The organism is Pedobacter jeongneungensis, assembly GCF_000633455.1.
GTDB classification, from domain to species: Bacteria; Bacteroidota; Bacteroidia; order Sphingobacteriales; family Sphingobacteriaceae; genus Pedobacter; species Pedobacter jeongneungensis_A.
On the sequence record NZ_AYMG01000034.1, the window covers coordinates 1 to 18,464 of the forward strand.

20 protein-coding genes and 1 pseudogene are annotated in these 18,464 nt (G+C 37.0%); 6 read left to right on the forward strand and 15 right to left on the reverse strand.

The features are described 5' to 3' along the window. Window positions 1-125 precede the first annotated feature (125 nt). Window positions 126-2,285 carry an FUSC family protein gene (locus U859_RS0125965; RefSeq protein WP_029986188.1) on the reverse strand — a complete coding sequence of 720 codons (2,160 nt, stop codon included), beginning with the start codon at window positions 2,283-2,285 and terminating at the stop codon, window positions 126-128. A 739-nt stretch (window positions 2,286-3,024) separates the two neighbouring features. On the opposite strand from U859_RS0125965, the gene U859_RS0125970 reads away from it, so the two are divergent. The 3 genes and pseudogenes from U859_RS0125970 to U859_RS0125980 all read left to right on the forward strand — a co-directional run bounded on the left by U859_RS0125970 (window position 3,025) and on the right by U859_RS0125980 (window position 4,946). Further along, a complete protein-coding gene (locus U859_RS0125970) occupies window positions 3,025-3,246 on the forward strand; it encodes a hypothetical protein (RefSeq protein WP_025146166.1) in 222 nt (73 codons plus the stop codon). 137 nt (window positions 3,247-3,383) lie between these two features. Further along, window positions 3,384-3,527 (forward strand): annotated as a pseudogene (locus U859_RS32740) (type II toxin-antitoxin system YafQ family toxin); the annotation flags it as partial. Window positions 3,528-3,593: 66 nt separating this feature from the next. Further along, on the forward strand, window positions 3,594-4,946 hold the full coding sequence (locus tag U859_RS0125980; RefSeq protein ID WP_025146167.1) for a PhoH family protein: 1,353 nt from the start codon (window positions 3,594-3,596) through the stop codon (window positions 4,944-4,946). A gap of 157 nt (window positions 4,947-5,103) precedes the next feature. Here the strand turns inward: U859_RS0125980 and U859_RS0125985 are convergent, their stop codons facing one another. Beyond that, window positions 5,104-6,315 (reverse strand): TCR/Tet family MFS transporter, encoded by a 1,212-nt coding sequence (locus U859_RS0125985; protein WP_025146168.1) that lies wholly within the window; start codon window positions 6,313-6,315, stop codon window positions 5,104-5,106. A gap of 593 nt (window positions 6,316-6,908) precedes the next feature. Between U859_RS0125985 and gyrA the strand changes: the two genes are divergently transcribed. The 3 genes from gyrA to U859_RS0126005 all read left to right on the forward strand — a co-directional run bounded on the left by gyrA (window position 6,909) and on the right by U859_RS0126005 (window position 11,862). After that, the gene (gene gyrA / locus U859_RS0125995; RefSeq protein WP_025146169.1) at window positions 6,909-9,500 is read left to right on the forward strand and encodes a DNA gyrase subunit A; all 2,592 of its coding nucleotides are present in this window, start codon (window positions 6,909-6,911) and stop codon (window positions 9,498-9,500) included. 26 nt (window positions 9,501-9,526) lie between these two features. Then, complete coding sequence (locus U859_RS0126000; protein ID WP_025146170.1) at window positions 9,527-10,615, forward strand: tetratricopeptide repeat protein; 1,089 nt, start codon at window positions 9,527-9,529, stop codon at window positions 10,613-10,615. Window positions 10,616-10,794: 179 nt separating this feature from the next. Then, complete coding sequence (locus tag U859_RS0126005) at window positions 10,795-11,862, forward strand: tetratricopeptide repeat protein (protein WP_240183100.1); 1,068 nt, start codon at window positions 10,795-10,797, stop codon at window positions 11,860-11,862. Window positions 11,863-12,585: 723 nt separating this feature from the next. On the opposite strand, the gene U859_RS0126010 is transcribed toward U859_RS0126005, so the two are convergent. The 13 genes from U859_RS0126010 to U859_RS0126070 form a co-directional block, all read right to left on the reverse strand. Further along, window positions 12,586-12,765 carry a hypothetical protein gene (locus tag U859_RS0126010; RefSeq protein WP_025146172.1) on the reverse strand — a complete coding sequence of 60 codons (180 nt, stop codon included), beginning with the start codon at window positions 12,763-12,765 and terminating at the stop codon, window positions 12,586-12,588. A gap of 2 nt (window positions 12,766-12,767) precedes the next feature. Continuing rightward, on the reverse strand, window positions 12,768-13,103 hold the full coding sequence (locus tag U859_RS0126015) for a hypothetical protein (RefSeq protein ID WP_025146173.1): 336 nt from the start codon (window positions 13,101-13,103) through the stop codon (window positions 12,768-12,770). Between the two features lie 11 nt (window positions 13,104-13,114). Then, complete coding sequence (locus tag U859_RS0126020) at window positions 13,115-13,723, reverse strand: hypothetical protein (protein ID WP_025146174.1); 609 nt, start codon at window positions 13,721-13,723, stop codon at window positions 13,115-13,117. A 1-nt stretch (window position 13,724) separates the two neighbouring features. Next, the gene (locus U859_RS0126025; protein ID WP_025146175.1) at window positions 13,725-14,279 is read right to left on the reverse strand and encodes a hypothetical protein; all 555 of its coding nucleotides are present in this window, start codon (window positions 14,277-14,279) and stop codon (window positions 13,725-13,727) included. After that, complete coding sequence (locus U859_RS0126030) at window positions 14,279-14,881, reverse strand: glucosaminidase domain-containing protein (RefSeq protein ID WP_025146176.1); 603 nt, start codon at window positions 14,879-14,881, stop codon at window positions 14,279-14,281. The genes U859_RS0126025 and U859_RS0126030 overlap by 1 nt, the downstream gene beginning before the upstream one ends. Continuing rightward, complete coding sequence (locus U859_RS0126035) at window positions 14,881-15,072, reverse strand: hypothetical protein (protein ID WP_025146177.1); 192 nt, start codon at window positions 15,070-15,072, stop codon at window positions 14,881-14,883. The genes U859_RS0126030 and U859_RS0126035 overlap by 1 nt, the downstream gene beginning before the upstream one ends. Beyond that, window positions 15,065-15,223 (reverse strand): hypothetical protein, encoded by a 159-nt coding sequence (locus tag U859_RS32105; protein ID WP_162800055.1) that lies wholly within the window; start codon window positions 15,221-15,223, stop codon window positions 15,065-15,067. Before U859_RS32105 ends, U859_RS0126035 begins: the two co-directional genes overlap by 8 nt. Before the next feature lie 87 nt (window positions 15,224-15,310). Further along, window positions 15,311-15,709, reverse strand: coding sequence for a hypothetical protein (locus U859_RS0126045; RefSeq protein ID WP_025146178.1), 399 nt, complete (start codon window positions 15,707-15,709; stop codon window positions 15,311-15,313). Continuing rightward, complete coding sequence (locus U859_RS32110; protein ID WP_162800056.1) at window positions 15,709-15,849, reverse strand: hypothetical protein; 141 nt, start codon at window positions 15,847-15,849, stop codon at window positions 15,709-15,711. The genes U859_RS0126045 and U859_RS32110 overlap by 1 nt, the downstream gene beginning before the upstream one ends. Before the next feature lies 1 nt (window position 15,850). Continuing rightward, on the reverse strand, window positions 15,851-16,207 hold the full coding sequence (locus U859_RS0126055; protein WP_025146179.1) for a hypothetical protein: 357 nt from the start codon (window positions 16,205-16,207) through the stop codon (window positions 15,851-15,853). A 1-nt stretch (window position 16,208) separates the two neighbouring features. After that, on the reverse strand, window positions 16,209-16,556 hold the full coding sequence (locus tag U859_RS0126060) for a hypothetical protein (RefSeq protein ID WP_162800057.1): 348 nt from the start codon (window positions 16,554-16,556) through the stop codon (window positions 16,209-16,211). 7 nt (window positions 16,557-16,563) lie between these two features. Beyond that, window positions 16,564-17,325, reverse strand: coding sequence for a hypothetical protein (locus tag U859_RS0126065; RefSeq protein ID WP_025146181.1), 762 nt, complete (start codon window positions 17,323-17,325; stop codon window positions 16,564-16,566). Beyond that, window positions 17,312-18,430, reverse strand: a complete 1,119-nt coding sequence (locus U859_RS0126070; protein WP_025146182.1) for a hypothetical protein — start codon at window positions 18,428-18,430, stop codon at window positions 17,312-17,314. The genes U859_RS0126065 and U859_RS0126070 overlap by 14 nt, the downstream gene beginning before the upstream one ends. Between the last annotated feature and the right edge of the window lie 34 nt (window positions 18,431-18,464).

The window sequence follows — 18,464 nt, forward strand, 5'->3', positions numbered from 1 at the left end:
ACGAAGCAATCTTACTACTATAGGTTATAGCGATCGTTGTAAGATTGCTTCGTGCCTCGCAATGACGGTACAATACAGGTCTTAGTTATTTTTGCCACGGAAACACAGAAATCACGGAGACCAGCCTAAAGCTTAATCTTCACTGATAACTTATAAATATCATAAGCCACTTTCTGGATCAGGTCGAATTGTTCAGGGATCAGATCTTCACCTTTTTTTATTGCTAAACTGGTATCATTTAGCCTGATTAATGGCACATTATCGATTGTACTGGTTCCCTGCACCAGATTTTCAATAGCTGTATCCAGCAAATAGTTGGTGTTATTCGCAATCGGTTTTAAAGCCTCGAAACTTTCAAAAATAAATTCATGTTCCTTATTATACAGCGAAAGGGTGGCTACATATGAAGATAATAAATGGCTCAGCGCGGTAAACTGATGGACTTCTTTAATAAATAACTGTTTGCTTTTCGGCTCTGAAAACATCCGCTGAAATAAGGAAGCCAAATTTGCGGTACTCACATAAACTTCTTTCCGGGCGAGTTTATATTCCGTTCTGTTGTAATTTTTTTCGAAATACAATTTGGTTACCTGCTCATAATAAGCCTTATTGGCTTTCAGGATATTGAGCATGGCCTCCTTAAGCTTTTCATACTCCCAGGTCGGAAATAAAGAATAACTGGCCAATAAGGCAATGCCGGAGCCTATAAAAGTATCATAAATCCTTTCACGTGCCAGCGCGATAGATCCCATGCCCAGAAAATCGAAAAGGATGAGGATATATGGTGTCATAAAGAGTACGCTGACTACGTAGTTTTTCCTTTGGAAACTATAGCAACCGATCATACAGATCAGCAGGATGACAAACAGTGTATTTTTATCATCGATGTAAGTTACCACACCCATACCAATAAATGCACCAATGGTGGTGCCAATCAAACGCTGATAGTTCCGCTCTTTAGTTAAACTAAAGCCAGGTTTCGATATCACCAGAATGGTAAGGAGAATCCAATAACTGTGCGAAAAATTAAGCAGCTGTGATACCACAAAACCCAACAACATCACCACAGTAACCCGTAGCGAATGCCTGAAAGTAGACGAGCTATAAGTTAAATTCTCCGTAAAAAGCTTGAAATCAAATTTTTGCCGAGTAATAAATTTCTCGGTATCTACTTCAGCCTGACGGATATCTTTGCTGTTCCGCATTTTGAAATAGCTGAAAATGGTTTTTACCCTCGCCAGTATATTTTCAATATTAACTTCAATATTTTTTAAGGCTATAATGCCTAACGTATTGTATTCCTGATTTTGATTGTTTTTCTCCAGGTCATTGATTTTGATCTTCAAACGTTCTATTTCAATCAATAAACGCTTCGAAATTACTGGTGTCCGGCCACTTTTTAAGCCAAAAGCAATATCATCCAGGGCATAAGAAATCCGTTTAATGGCCATTTCATAATCCGATAATATGCCTGCTTTATCAAACTGATCATGCAGCTGCTGATAATTGTAATAGGTCGACATTACCTGTTCAAACAGATCGACCATATCTACAAACACCAATAAAAGAAAACGGCCTTCAGGCGTAGAATCCCTTACAATTTCGCGTGTTCTGAACAGCAATTCCCTTACGGCATCCTGTTTCTCATGAACTGAAACCTGAAGCTGTAATAAATCAGAATAGGTTTTATCGTAATTATTGTTCTGATGATAAAATTTGGCTTTCTCTCTTAAAAACTCTGCCACCTCTAAAATAGAATCGCTTAACGATTGCTGTACAATGCGGAAGGGGCGGAGGCGGTACACAAAATAACTTAATCCAGTGTACCAAAGACTACCTGCAAGTACCATTACGCCATGCAACAATACATCCTGCCAGGGCCTGATATCATCAATGCTCAGCACCATGATCAGCAAAACCGCAGTACCAACTGATGCTGCCCTGATGCCGTAAATGTAAAACATTGAAAATACAAAGCTTGATGCGGCCAAAAGAAAGCCGATAAAATAATGGCTTCTATTGGTTAAACCAGTCAGGATGGAAAAAGTAAAAATTAATGCGGTAGTAACCAGCATGGCATTTCTCCGGTGTACCATTGGCCCCGGACTATCAACCACGCTTACACACAATGCCCCAAGTGATAAGGTCATCCCGTACTTTAACATACCAAACTGGGCAAGAATTAAAGAGGGGAGCAGCACACCAATAGTAATGCGGAGACCGTCGGCAAAATACGTACTCAGTAAAAAGTCTTGTATATTTCTAATGGGTTGCCTGATCTGCATGTTACAAAAATAACATAATAGCGAAGTTTTTTGTTGCGAATAAAATTAAGTTTTTTGCTTTTTTTAAGTTTTCAAGCAGAAAACCACTAAATAACTGACTAACAAAACAATAGATAATGTTTATAAGTGCTCACAAGAGAATTGTTAATAAAGTTTTCCAAAGCTAAAACAAACGCTTAAAAATGGCTATTTAAAGAAATTAAGCTGTTGATAAACAGCTGTTTTAAGTTAACAACTTTGTTTATAAAAACGCATATTTTTCTCTTGACAAATGGGTGTTTTGGTGCTAAATTAGATTATATCAAATACGAAGTACTTTGAATTCTGATAAAACAATCCAAAAGAGATAAAGAACCGAAAGGGGAATTGTTTCGGATAGTTTACAGGGAAAACGATTAATTTCAGAAAGGGTTAAACCGAGTAAGAATATACATGACCACCGCAAGGTTGGAGCATAAGAAAATCGAACAGGCCCAAACAGAGCTTATGGAAAACTAAGAAGTTTACGGACGGAAGAGTTGGAAATAAATTTTCACGGATCGCAAAAGTTGCAAAACCTAACGAAAACGGAAAAATCAAAGTAACAAGAATTAGATGCTTTAAAATACAGCTATGGTTGTTTTTAAAGTTAAAACGGGGAACAGAATCGAAAGAGGATGGTCCCCGTTTTTATTTTGCCAAAAAATGGCTCCACTCTTAAATATTAAAATAATGTATATTTGTATATAAATACATCATTATGGAAAGCTTTGTAATACATATACCTTCTAAAAAAGCTAATTTAGTTAAAGAGCTTTTAAAGGAACTTGGGGTTACTTTAAAAGCATTAGACCCAAACTTAGAGGATTGCAATAAAAATCATGTTCCCAACGAGGAAACCATTAAAGCAATGACAGAAGTTAAAGAGGGTAAAGGCGTAAAATTCGCTACAACAAGCGATTTATTTGCAAGTGTTAAATAATGTATCAAATTGTTGCCTCTAACAAATTTATTAAAGATCTAAAACTACTCAAGAAAAGATCATTAAAGGATTTTGCCCTGCTGCAAGACGTTGTAACAGTGCTAACCTAAAAGGGACATTTAGGATTAAATAGAAAACATTTCGCCCATAAATTAACTGGAAATTTTAGCGGTTATTGGGAATGCCATATCAAGCCAGATTTACTTTTGATCTGGGATGAAAACGAAGCGATAAAATTGATAGAATTAATTCGAACTGGTACTCATTCAGATTTGTTTTAAACATTAGAACCAAAAAAGAATAGCCAAATCTTCTGCTAATTATCCCTAAAATATTAAATTTACCAAATGGCCAAAAAAGGTAAATCAATCTCCAATCCGTCAAAAAAGATATTCGTTTTAGATACCTCGGTTATTTTATACGATCATGATGCGATAAACAACTTCCATGAACATGATGTGGCCATTCCCATTCAGGTTTTAGAAGAGCTTGATAATTTCAAAAGCGGTAATGATACCAGGAACTTTGAAGCAAGAAGTTTTATCCGCCTGATTGATGAAACCTCTAAACAAAAACTCATCAGCGACTGGATTTCGCTAAAAAGTCCCGATTCGGGTAAATTTAGGGTGGTACTGAACGAAAAACCTTTAATTGTAGATGCAGAAGAAGTTTATGGCAAAGGCAAAACAGACCATAAAATTTTAAATGCCGCTTTAAGTTTAAAAGAAGAACATCCTGATAAAAAAGTAGTGCTGGTATCGAAAGATATCTGCCTGAGGTTAAAAGCAAAAGCACTCGATTTAAATGCTGAAGATTACGAAACCGGTAAAATAAAAAATGTAGATGAGCTTTATGCGGGCAAAACAGAACTGATTGATTTCCCTATCGAAGTGATCGAAGAAGTAAAAAAAGAGCGCTTTATCGATGCAACTGAAATTGGTTTACCACCTAAAAACGGCAATCACTTCTATGTACTTAAAAACAAAAGAAAAACAGCCAACGTATTTTACAATAACAGCTTAAAAACCGTTTCGACTGTTTCTACTGATGCCATTTTTAAAATCAAACCAAAAAATATTGAACAGGCTTTTGCCATTCATGCCCTTTTAGATCCCGAAATCAAGCTGGTAAGCATACAGGGTAATGCCGGAACTGGCAAAACCTTATTGGCCTTGGCCAGTGCCTTAGAACAGCGTAAAAATTTCAGGCAGATTTACGTTACCCGACCCATCGTTTCGCTGAGCAATAAAGATATTGGTTTTCTCCCTGGCGATGCCAAATCGAAAACAGATCCGTTTATGGCCCCGATCTGGGATAACTTACGTTTTATTAAAGAACAGTTTATAGGTGATGATAAAATGTCGGAAAAAATTGATGAACTGATTACTACTGAAAAAATAGCCATCGCTCCATTAGCCTTTATTCGTGGCAGAACCCTGACCAAGATTTTCTTTATCATCGATGAAGCACAAAACCTTACCCCACATGAGGTTAAAACCATAATTTCGAGGGCAGGAGAGCATACTAAAATTGTTTTTACAGGTGATATTTATCAGATCGATACACCGTACCTCGATTCAGAAAGCAATGGCTTGTCTTATCTAATCGAAAACGCTAAAAATCATCCATTGTATGCTCATATTACCTTACAAAAAGGGGAGCGGAGCGAGTTGGCTAATTTAGCGAATGAGTTGTTATAGCGAATGCTCCCAGCGTATCGTCATTTCGACCGCAGTGGAGAAATCTTTTAAATTGCATTTCAATAATTTGGTTCAAAGATCTCTCTCCCGAAAGTTTGGGATTGCCCTCCAGTGGATATGACGATTTTTCTTATTGGAGAAACAATCTCATTTGTAATTAATGATATTTCTTTAAACTTCTCAAACAAATAAACAGCCCAATCAACGTTAACACCGCGCTCAATATAAACGGTGCACCCGGAAAATAAACAGGTGCTTTACCTTCTATAAAATAAGCAAAAATATGTGTCATTGCCCAGGGCGCAAATATGGCCGCCAAACTTTGTAAACCTGTTAAAACACCTTGCATCTCACCTTGCGCATTTGCAGGAATCTGATTAGAAATTAAACCCTGCATTGCTGGTCCGCCTATGCCGGCCAAACCATAAGGCACCATAAAGGCAAACATCATCCAGCCTTTGCTGGCGAATGCAAAAGCAACGAAACCGATTACATATAAAATCAAACCAAAATAAACCGCTTTTTTCTCTCCAATTTTTGGCAGGATTACCCTGATTAATCCGCCCTGCACAATTCCGATCACCAAACCCACAAATCCTAACGAATAACCTACCCAGGATGCATCCCAGTTAAATTTTTCCATGGTATAAAATGTCCAGTTTGATTGAACCGAGTGACTGGCGAAATACAATAAGAACAAAGTAATCATCAACCCCAGTAAGGCCGGATATTTCCCGATGCTTACCAATGAACCAATTGGATTTGCCCTTTTCCATTCAAAGGCCCTGCGTTTTTCAACCGGTAATGATTCAGGTAATATAAAATAACCATAGAGCCAGTTGATTAAAGATAGGCCTGCAGCAATCATAAAAGGAACACGGGTACCGAAATGACTAAATGCACCACCCAAAACCGGACCTAAAATAAAGCCTACACCAAAGGCAGCACCAACCAAACCGAAATTCTGTGCTCTTTTTTCAGGAGGCGAAACATCTGCGATATAGGCCTGGGCAGTGGTAAAACTTGCTCCGGTAATTCCAGCGATAATCCTTCCTACAAATAACCAAACGATGGAGGGCGCAAAAGCCAGAAAGATATAATCAATCCCCAATCCGAATAAAGAACTCAATAATACTGGTCGCCGACCAAAACGGTCGCTTAAAGCTCCAATAATCGGAGAAAAAATAAATTGAACGGATGCATAAGCCAAAGTAAGCCAACCTCCATATTCTGCTGCCAAACCAAAGCCTCCACCGGTAAAATCCTGTATAAGTTTTGGCAAAACCGGAATAATGATTCCAAATCCTGTAAAATCGATCAGGAGGGTAACCATAATAAAACTCATAGCAGATTTTTTCTCGTTTGCCATCTTATAAAAGGTTGAAAAGCAAAAGTATCAGAATTACTTAAGAATATAAATTTTAGTTCAACAAACCTATTTTGTTTTTAAATCGGCATATAAAATACAGAACCCAAGTTTATAAACCTGATAAAGCGGAAAGCCCGCAACCCGATTTTTCATCGGGGAGGACTTGCAGCGATAGCAGGACTGCAAACTGCCATTAACACTGAACCCATCATTTCCAAAAAAATATCAATCCAATCCGGCAAACCTATCAGGTTTAAATCACCATATAAATACAGAACCCCAGTTTATAAACCTGATAAAGCGGAAAGCTCGGACCGAGGAACGAGGGAGGACTTGCAGCGATAGCAGGACTGCTAACCTGCCATCAACACCGAACCCATCATTTCCAAAAAACATAATTATCATTTATTTTCATTATAACGAAATGCGTTAAATTAGCCTTCAATAAGTTAAAATCCCATCGAATGTAAAAAACCTATAACTAAGGTCAAAAATTTTCCACAATGCCTTAATTCGGCATAATTTTGCTAAATTCGCAAGGTTATAGTAATACCCTTTTTTAATATCGTTTTAAGTAGCGAGAATAATAATTTATGGCAGAAGATTTAGAAAATCAGCAGAACGACAAAATCATTCAAATTAACATAGAAGAGCAGATGAAATCGGCCTACATTGATTATTCAATGTCGGTAATCGTATCAAGGGCTTTGCCTGATGTACGCGATGGATTGAAACCAGTACACCGCCGTGTGCTCTACGGCATGTTGGGTTTAGGTGTAACCAGCGGAAAACCTTATAAAAAATCAGCCCGTATTGTGGGGGAGGTTTTAGGTAAGTATCACCCACATGGTGATGCTTCCGTATATTTTACGATGGTTCGTATGGCTCAGGATTGGAGTTTACGTTATCCGATGGTAGATGGTCAGGGAAACTTTGGCCATATTGATGGTGATTCGCCGGCTGCAATGCGTTATACCGAGGCACGTTTTAGCAAACTTGCTGAAGAAATGGTTGCAGATATTAATAAAGATACGGTAGATTTTCAGTTAAACTTTGATGATACCGAGCAGGAGCCAACAGTTTTACCTGCAAAAATACCTAACCTTTTAGTTAACGGTTCTTCTGGTATTGCCGTAGGTATGGCCACCAATATGGCACCGCATAATTTAACTGAAGCAATTGATGGTGTTATAAACTATATCGACAACAGAGATATTACCATAGAGGAATTAATGAAGTTTGTAAAAGCTCCCGATTTCCCTACAGGTGGTATCATTTATGGTTATACAGGCGTAAAAGAAGCATTTGAAACCGGTCGCGGACGTATTGTAATGCGTGCAAAAGCCGAAATTGAAAACATTAAAGACCGTGAAGTAATTATTGTTACCGAAATTCCTTACCAGGTTAACAAAGCACAGATGATTGAGCGTACTGCTGAATTGGTTGGTGAGAAAAAACTGGAAGGTATTTCGAATATCAAAGATGAATCGAATAAAGATGGTATCCGTATCGTTTACGAAATCAAACGTGATGCAAATGCCTCTATCGTTTTAAACAATCTATATAAGTACACAGCGCTACAAACTTCTTTTAGTGTAAATAACATTGCATTGGTAAAAGGCCGTCCACAGATGTTAAATCTTAAAGATTTAATTGTGCATTTTGTGGATCACCGTCATGATGTAATTGTTCGCCGTACCAAATACGAATTAGCAGAAGCTGAGAAACGTGCACACATTTTAGAAGGATATTTAATTGCTTTAGATCATTTAGATGAGGTAATTAAACTGATCCGTGCATCCGAAACACCAGAAGAGGCCCGTTTAGGCTTAATTGAAAAATTCGGATTAAGTGACCTTCAGGCACGTGCCATTCTGGATATGACCTTGCGTCGTTTAACTGGACTGGAGCGCGATAAGATTAAAGAAGAATATGCTGAATTAATGAAAACCATCGAATACTTGAAATCTATTTTAGCAGATGAAGGTTTGCGGATGAAAATCATTAAGGATGAGCTGGAAGAAGTGAAGCAGAAATTTGGCGATGAGCGTAGAACTACGATCGTTCACTCGGCTGAAGATATGAGCATGGAAGATTTCATCGACGATGAAGAAGTTGTGATTACCATTTCTCACGAAGGTTATGTAAAACGTACTCCGGCAAGCGAATTTAAAGCACAGGGCAGGGGTGGTAAAGGATCTAAAGGCAGTAACTCAAGAAATGAAGATTTTATTGAGCACATGCTGGTAGCCACCAACCACAACTATATGTTGTTCTTCACCGAAGCCGGAAGGTGTTTCTGGCTAAGGGTGTACGAAATTCCTGAAGGCTCCAGAACCAGTAAAGGAAGAGCCATCCAAAACATCATTAATATCCCGAAAGAAGAGAAAATTAAAGCCTACATTAAGGTTAAAAATCTTAAAGACCAGGAATATTTAGAGAACAATTTCATTATCATGTGTACTAAAAAAGGTACCATTAAGAAAACTTCTCTTGAAGCATATTCCCGCCCACGTGTAAATGGTATCAATGCCATTAACATTAACGAAGGTGATATTTTATTAGAAGCTTGTTTAACCAACGGTGAAAGCGAAATTGTAATGGCTTTACGCTCAGGAAGGGCTATCCGTTTCAACGAAAAAACCGTTCGTCCGATGGGTAGAACAGCTACCGGTGTTCGTGGTGTAAGGCTTGCACACGATCAGGATGAAGTTGTTGGCATGATTGCTGTAAACAATCCTGAAGTTACCGTGTTAGTAGTATCAGAAAAAGGTTACGGAAAACGTACCGATATTGAAGATTACCGTGTAACCAACCGTGGTGGTAAAGGGGTAAAAACAATTAACGTTACTGAAAAAACCGGACAATTAGTATCAATTAAAGATGTTACCGATAACGAAGATTTAATGATCATTAACCGGTCTGGTATTGTAATCAGAATTCCGGTATCGGCTTTAAGGGTAATGGGACGTGCCACACAGGGGGTTCGCTTAATATCTTTAAAAGGTGATGACGAAATTGCATCGGTTACCAAAATTGACCACGAAGAGGACGAAGAAGAAACAGTAGATTTAACAGATGTTGTAGTTACAGACGGCGAAGAAATAGAAGCCGATACCACTCCGGAAGCTGATGACACTGAAGAAGAAGGCGAATCAGATAATGAAACGGAAGAAGAAAATTAACTAAAATTAAGATTAGAATAAAAATTATGAAAAGAGTATTTCTAAGTATATTTCTAGCAGGTGCGGTAAGCGCTGCTTTTGCTCAGAAAAGTGAAATAACCGCGGCAAAAAACGACTGGGGTTTATTCCAGCTAACTTCTTCAAGCGCAACAACACCGTTGGCAAAAAAACTTGAAGCACTAGCTAAAGGCTTGGCCCATACCGATAAAGCCATTGCTGATGAGAAATCTAAAGTAATGCCGGAAGCATGGTCGTACCGCGCTTTATTTGCTTCTTCTGCAGCCATTTTAGATTCTACCAGCACCGCAAATGCTGATGCAAACCTTAAAATTGCACAGGATGCCATTGTTGAAGCTAAAAAACTGGATACCAAAGGCACTGAAAAAGACAACATCAATTCAGCTGAAACCAACATTATCAATGCAGTTAGAAACGGTGGTGTAATTGCTTACAATAAAAAAGATTACAAAACTGCTTACGAAAAATTTGTTGCAGCTACTGTAATTAACCCACAGGATACCGCGATGTATTTAAACGCTGGTATTGCAGCAAGAAATATCGAAGATTATCCAGGTATGATTACCCAGTTTAAAAAAGTAATTTCTTTAAACTCACCACAGTCTAAAGATTTATATTCTGAAATCATTAACGCCGCTTTAAGCAAACAAAAAGATACAACAGCAGCCTTAGCAGTGATCAAAGAAGCTTCAGCAAAATTCCCGGAAAATACTGACTGGATTAAAACTGAAACTCAGATTTATATTGATAGGGGTGATGCTGCAAAATCTGAGCAAATGTTGGTTGCTTTAGCTGCAAAAGAACCAAACAACCCTAACTATCAGGTTTTATTGGGTAACATTTACTTCAGTCAGGCTTTAAAATTACAGGCCGACAGAAATAAAATCGATCCTAAAAAAGTAAAAGAATTTAACGAAGTAACCGGTAAAATGAATGCTTTGTTAGATAAATCACTTCCTTTTTACAAAAAAGCCTTAGAAGTAGATGCTAAAAACCAAGGTGCATTAGAAACCTTAAAAACCATCTACGCTTTTAGAAATGATACTAAAAACTACGACGAAATAAAGAAACGTTTAGACGCATTGCCTAAACAATAATTTATTCACCACCAATCTAAAAAAAGAGCCCTGAAATTTCGGGGCTCTTTTTTTTATGTTTATTTTTATGGTTTATTACGGTTTTATCACATTAATACATTATGCAGAATTGCCTTAAAATATCTTTAGCCGCCTTAATTTTTGTCTCTTTTAATGCTGTAGCCCAAAAAAGTCAAATTTTGATTGCGAGAAATGCTGTTGGGAAACTTCAGGCGTCTATAGCCAATAAAGAAGATGAGAAAAAGCAGTTAAGTATTATTACAGAAGGTTTAAAATCAATAGAATCTGCCGAAAAAGACAATAAATCTAAAAACTGGACCGAAACCTGGTCGATAAAATCTTACCTTACTTCATTTGCATCACTGATTGATACCGACCCAAATAATGCGAATAAGTTTTATGATAGCGCTGTAGAGGCGGTTGCCAAAGCAAAATCATTAGACCGCTACAACGATAATGGGGGGCTTATTAAAGCATCCGATCATAACATTCTGATCAAAAAGCAGGATAAAGGCAATGAAGCCTATTTTAACAATGAATTTAAAGAGGCATTTGCTGACCTTAAAGAAGTATCAGATAATTTTCCTGCCGATACCACTTTGGCGTTAAATACCGCAATATGTGCGTTAAACATTCAATCTTACGATGAATCTTTAACATATTTTAAACGTGCAAAAGAAAATGGTATTAAAAATCCATCTGTTTTTCAGAAAATGGCGCAGATGTATGTGGTAAAATCAGAGAATGAAACGGCCATCAAAACGTTAGAAGATGGATTATTGCTGAATCCATTTAACCGCTTTCTAACAAACGATTATATCAATCTTTTATTAGATACCGAAAATTACAGCAAAGCACAGGGATTGATTGAAAATAATTTAAAAGTTGAAAAAGGAAGTAAGTTGCTTTATTTTCTATACGGTTACCTGCAACAAATTGGTGGAAATAACGCCACTGCAATATTAGCTTACGATAAAGCTTTATCTACCGATCAAAATTATTTCGATGCATTGTACCAGTTGAGTTTGGCTTACATTAATACAGCCAACGAAACCTTGAGCAAAAACGATGCAGATAAAACGGAAAAATATAAAGGTTTAATTAACCGTGCACAATTTGCCTTACAACGTGCCAATGAAATTAATCCAAACGATAAAAAAACTGTACAGTTGCTGATTGATATCTACAACAAAAAGGGCGCAACAAACAAAGTACAGGAACTTAACCGCAAACTTCAGGAACTATAATTTTATAGGTAAATTGTAAGAATAGGATAGTGTTGGGAAATACAACTTAACATAATATTAAATAATAGAATAAATTTCTACTTATGTTAAGTTGGGAGGAGAGATTTTAATCTAAAAGGTTTTGGTTTGATGATAATTTTATTTGCCTGTTTTTCCTTATTGATACGATTGGGTCAACTTTAGTCAACATTTCTACAATCTCCAACAGTGTTTTTTTACAGGTCGCTTTGCGCACCAGTCTCAACTGATCGTCAAGGGGTAGGCGGTTAAAAGTCGTAACCATTTTTTTTAGAAAATCTTAAATAAATAATGAACGTGTCTGTTTGTTGATCAAAAGTAGAAGATTGTTTTGATATAACAAAACTTTTACAGAAATATTTTATTACAAAAAAAATGCGGAATAAATCCGCATTCCTGTAAGTTTTAAATTACTAATATAGTCTTTTATTAACAATACACTTAATTAAGTATCTCGAGATAAAGAACGTCACAGTTAAGGGGATCAATAAGGTAGGTAAAAAGTTTATCAAATTGCTTTTAATATCATTCTTATAATTAAAAAGATTGGCAAAAAGATACTCCATTCGAATAATCAACCAATTGAAAGTAGTAGTAAATGTTATAAGAATAAACATTAATCCAACGTAAAACCAAGGTGTTTTAAATAATTTCATAGTGCGTTTTATTTGTAACGAAAATATAACTTTTTCCGATTAAACAAAATTAATTTTTTATAGCTTTTATGATATTTACAAGGGCAAGCACAACGCCCGTGATCACATCAATAACCTGTAATGATTTCAGGGTTTTACCTGTTTTAATTTTACGGGCTTTAGCCAATTCGAGGCTATCAGCCTTAATAAAATCCGATGAACCATCGGTAAAAGTTCTTTTAATTTTCATAATTATAAACTAAATTGTAAATAGGAGATAACAAGAGGAATAAAGTCGCTAGTGCTTTTACTTTCTGCAACAGCAAGCTGAAAGCCTTTAAAAACTCTGCTTTTCGCCTGAACAACATCTAAAACACTATACTGGTAATCACTGGAATTGAAAGCACGGCATGCAAGTTCATATGGAAGCAAGTTGGATTTATTTAATATCTCCTCAACTTGTTTAGAACCCTCCGGCAAAATTATACCAACAACTAGATGAGGATTACCAAATGATGTTTCAATGATATCGTCATTTTTAGACAACTCAAAATATTTAGTTTTTAAAACAGGGTATTTATCTTTCATTATTATAAATTTTAAGTCTCTCCGCCATCCAAAGGAGGATTAACGGGAGGATTAGGTGCAACAATAGGGGGGATAATAATCGTTTGTGTTTTATGTAGGTAATCAACAAATTGCTCGGCATCATCATACAAAGTTAACGAGCCAGTTGTCAAAACATCCGCAGGAATAGCCACAGAATAAGCATACTTAATAAATATTTTTACATACTTAGAAGTCCATTCAACTGGTAACGCAACAGTGATAAATGGCTGAAAATAACTATTCAAAGCATAACCGTAAAACGGGCTACCGTGCTCACAAGAGGACATTGAAGAATTTACCAAAGCAGACCAAATTTGCGTATAATTATTATAATCTGCTCCGTCTCTTAATGGGAAAAAAGTCCAAAAATCATTAATACTTAAAGATATTAACTCATTCGTTCCATCAACTTTAACACAGTCAAATAGAAAATTCTTTAAAATAAACGGTGTGGCATAAAATTGCTGATTTGCATCATTTACAGCCTGATTTTTATACTCGGTAACACCATTTGAAACAAGAACCTCCGTTAAAAGCTGAATGTAATGAAGAGTCTTAACGTGCCCACCATTGGCAAGTATATTTAATGAACCTTTCATATTAATTAATAAAATATTTGGTTAAATTATTATCCCAAGCAGAACTACCTGCAAATCCAGTTAAAGCAGCCCTTACATCCGTTTGCAAACTCCTATTATCCGTATAAACAGTTCTATAAACCTCCTGAACATAACGCCTGAATGAAGCAGGGTAATTTGGGTTTAGTATACGCTTCACACGGGAAACACTGCCTAATCCAAAAAATGAAACAGTCATACTATACCACTTTGCCCCCCTGTATGTTTTAAGTAATGCACTTAAATCTTCCGCATGTTGGCGAGCCTGTGTAATCCTGTATTTGGTTTTTTGACCCAAGCCATTGAGGAAATAACCGTCCGAAGTAATAGACTTACTATTCAAATAAGCCTTATTGGTGTTGGTAACCTTGATAGCTTCGTCTTTCGCAGTAGGATCACTTTTGAAAATGGCAACGATTTTTGACCAAAAGTAAATCACAGTAATTAGAAATATCGAAAAATAAAGGAATACAATAGGGTTTATCGTAGCAATACGATTGCCAATGTTATTGGCATGCCTTTTTAAATTATCTATCATTATTTAACCTTTGTAGTGTCAATTGTTAATGAAAAAGTTTGCAATAAAGTCTTAAACCAACCCGAAGAGGAAGCCGTAAGGAGTGGAGCCTCCAATTTAGGAATCAGTTTTTTTTTTAATTCGTCATCCAATTTGGTGAGATTATAAGTAGTAATTTGACTGTAGACACGGGAAACATATTGAACATCAGTTGCGTAACCTGCCTTTTTCAATGCTACAATTTGCTCATAAGGCATTTTAGCATTAAAAACACCTGCCTTATCATAACCACGATTACGTTTTAAAAAGATTGTACGCCACTTTAAGAAATCCTTAAAGTCAGAAAACACACAAAAATCAGCCTGTATAACATAAGGAACACCGTTCTTTGTGTCTTCACCAGTCTTCATCTTTACAGACGAGCCACTATAACCCGACCATTTTTTGATACCACCATAGTTATTATACTTATAAGCCAAATAACTCAAACCATAATCACCATACTGGCCGCTACTTTCCTGAATCAATTGCCCCATCAATACAGACGGAAACAATCCGGTACCCACACAAGCCGAAACAATATCAGCACCGTTCAACTCCAAAAACTTCTTAATATTTTTCATTACCCCTTATCCTTTTTCTGAAATTTAGCCGATATATAAGCTACCGAAATGGTAACAACCGCAGTTATCAAAGCATTCGTTATATCAACTACCATTTTTGAGTTAACTACCTGTACAATAGGTGTAGCCTTACCGAATGCAAACAACGCCCAGTTAACAGCCGCAAAATTTGTAGTAATGAACTTAAACATTTTCTACAGGTTTTTCGGTCGAATCGTTAGAGGTAGCAATGCCACGGCTTTGGCACTCATCCTGAAAGTATTTCAGCGTATCAACAATCAGAGACAATAAAAGGGCAATTTTTGCAACCCTTGCCGAACCAGTTAAAAGTTTTTGAAACATGATCTTTTTTTAAAAAACACCCCCTTTCCGAAGAAAGGGAGCATCTAACCTAAAACAAAATGAAAATATGAACTAAGAGAAAAAGAATTAATTACCCCACTTACCGCAGTAACCCCCGTTTGGGGCTTTGGGATTGATAACAATACCCAATTCTTTTACGAATACCCTGCCAGTGTGACGTTCCATAAGACCCGAAACAAGTTCATCTTTTGACATAGCCTTACTGATCTTAACCATAACATTAAGATATTCGACACCTGCCTTTGAAGTATGTACTGATGTCGCTTTGGTAGTTACACAAAGAAAAGTAACAAGTCCATGCCTACGGGAATAATTCCATCCAGTGGTAACGGGAGTGCCATTTTTGCTTGTAGCTTTATATTTCGCTCCACTATGTTTTTTAGCAGGACGGTTATTGTTGCTGTTGTTGTTATTGTTGCTATAACTCCTAGAGTTATTAGAACGTGAATAGCTACGACCAGCCATTACTTAACGAACTTTGCTTTAACCGTTGCAAACCACGCTTTACCTTTTGCGGTAAAAAACGTCCATGCAATACCGCCACCGATAACAACCAACGCAGCTACTGCGTAAAGAGTTGTATTTTTGTTTTTATTGTAAGCCACTTTAAAATCTTTTTTTATTGTTTTTTTTAGATTGTTTATAAATAAAATAACCGATAGCAACAACCACCACGATTACCCCAATGATTAACCATTTTTTACCAAAGGTTACAGGGTGATCTATCAATTGTGCAGGCATAGCCTCCGCACCAAGTTCTGAATGGTCTATAGCCATATCATTAACATTATAGGGTTTAGCTTGTACAGCCTGATCGGCATCGGAAACGGTTAACATCATATTATTGTTATTTAGTGCAGGCAGTTCGTCTGATACCGTAGATAACCCGCCACCACCACCCGTAGGAACATCGTAAATGTTACTATCCAAAGGCCTCATGGTATCGTCAAATACTGCAAGCATTTTAAAATTTCTTTTTAAATAGTTTATCCTTAAATAGAACTAATAGCAGGGCTAAACCGCCAACTATCCAACCAACGGCACCCCCAATACCCTTATTAACCAATGTGGGATTTGCATTTAATAACGCTGAATCACCAATTGCCCCACCAGCCCTAGAAGCTAATTCCTGCTGTTGACGGGAAATTTGAGCCTGTAAATCTGCGCTTTCTTGAGCCAATTGAGCATTGGTTTTAGTTTGGCCTAACTCAATACGGTTTGCACCCGTACCAAGCATACCGCCTGAAGCCTTATTTACAGCACCACGCAGAAGGTTTCCAAAGAACGTACCGCCTGGCTTTTTACTGAACAACCCCATCTTAGTAAGCGTATTTGTTTACCGTGATAAAGGTTAATTCAATACCACCGTTGGTAGTTAATTCGAAGCCTTTATAAGCTTGGGTTGGCAACCAAAAAAATTCAGAAGCACCGCCAGAAAAAGCTTGATTAATCGTATCTCCCTCAATTAATTTATCAGGGCCGATAGTCATACCATTAATCTCTCGGGCAATGGCAGATAGTTCGTCCGTTGTGTACGAAACTTCTTTACCATTGTAACCGAAAAGGCGGATTTTCTTTAAAGCACCGTTGTTGCGGATAGACAACGAAACAGAGTTATCGCCTAAATTGTACATTTTCTGTTGACTTTCAGAACCTACGATTTGAGTGGAAACATACTTGATATACTCACGAGCCTCTTCCAAAACCTCAACACCGAAAACTTCGTATGTTGCAAGTTTTTCCAAACCGTCCAAACTTACAGACAGATACGTCGAATCTACCAGCTGTAAAGCAGCACCGGTAGAAAGTTCAATCATAAACGCACACTCAATAGTCGCATCGGCAAGTAATTGCTGCAACATATATCCGTTTTCAAACTGGGATAAAATTGCAAAGTCACGGATTTTACCTAAAGGCAATACAACCTGTTCGTTTGATGCAGTTTTCAAAACAGCAGAAATCTGTTCGTTTACGATAGGGTTTGCAGTACCTTTTTTGGTTACTAATAAATGGGAAACGGCTTTCTGTACCTGTAAATCCGATACGCCTAATGAGTTTGTAAGACTTTTAACAATTTGCATTTTCTAAAATGATTTTTTTGTTTATTTCGAAGATTTTTTCTTGCGTTTTTGTATAATATTTAAGCAAGTTTACAAACATGGAGTACCCCCCGTCAAGGGATAGGGTTATAACACGATGGGTTTGCTCCCTTAGGGTAGCATAATAATCTTTAGCGCATACAATTGCTCCCGTCCATAGTCGGGAAATGTTTTTGCTACAGTTCCAAACTGTGGTAAAGATTTTACTTTCATTCTTTGTTATGTATTTGGTTACATACCTAGAGACAGCCTGTAAATTGTAAATGGTTTCAACGTCGCACGGATTAGGTTTGTTAATGTTTTTGGTCGGTTTAACGAATTTGTTTGTCTTAGGGTTTACATACCCTGAATTGCCTTTATAAGTTTCCGCTGATCTATAGCGCCTCATTGCTTCGTTTACGCCCACCTGTTCCGTTACCTCGGTAACATAATCGTGAGAGGGAAATGTATAACCGTTATCGCCCAATATTTTACACCACACAGAATTACAGCGCTCATAATTGATATACTGATCGATAATGATATGCGCATGAATATTGTTTGTCTTTTTAGTCTGCCTTTCGAGAACATACAGATAGTTTTTAAGGCCGCAGTATTTGCGGAGGTAGGTAAAAAACACATTAAGCATTTTGGTAAAATCCTTATCAGTACCAATCTGTTTAGAGGTAAGTGTCAGCGTGATAAAATTGTACATGCCTTTATGGCCGTTGGCCTTATTTGCCCTTATCCATGCAGTTATTTTATTGGCAATTTTGGTTTTACTTTTTTTACTTAAAACATGTTCAATTTCTTTAGAATCCTTTTTAGGCTCGGGGAATATCTGCCTATCGTAAACCGCCTCCTTTGTGAAATCTGATAGTTTTTTACTTTTTCTCTGTAAGCTTGAACCGATATAGGTTGTGCCACGGTGTAAAAGGTCTGTTGTATAGTCAGGGTTTACAAAATCGTGAAATTCCAATGTATCGCCATTTTGATACGGTAGAAGATTGATTTGGTTATCATACCGCTGTTTAGGTTCGTAAGTTCCGTTTAAAAGCGCAGTAAGTTCAGGCTTCGCAATAACGAAGCAGTTCTGTTTTAAGATCATGGTTTGAATTATATTCGGCAGAAAGGGGAGGGGG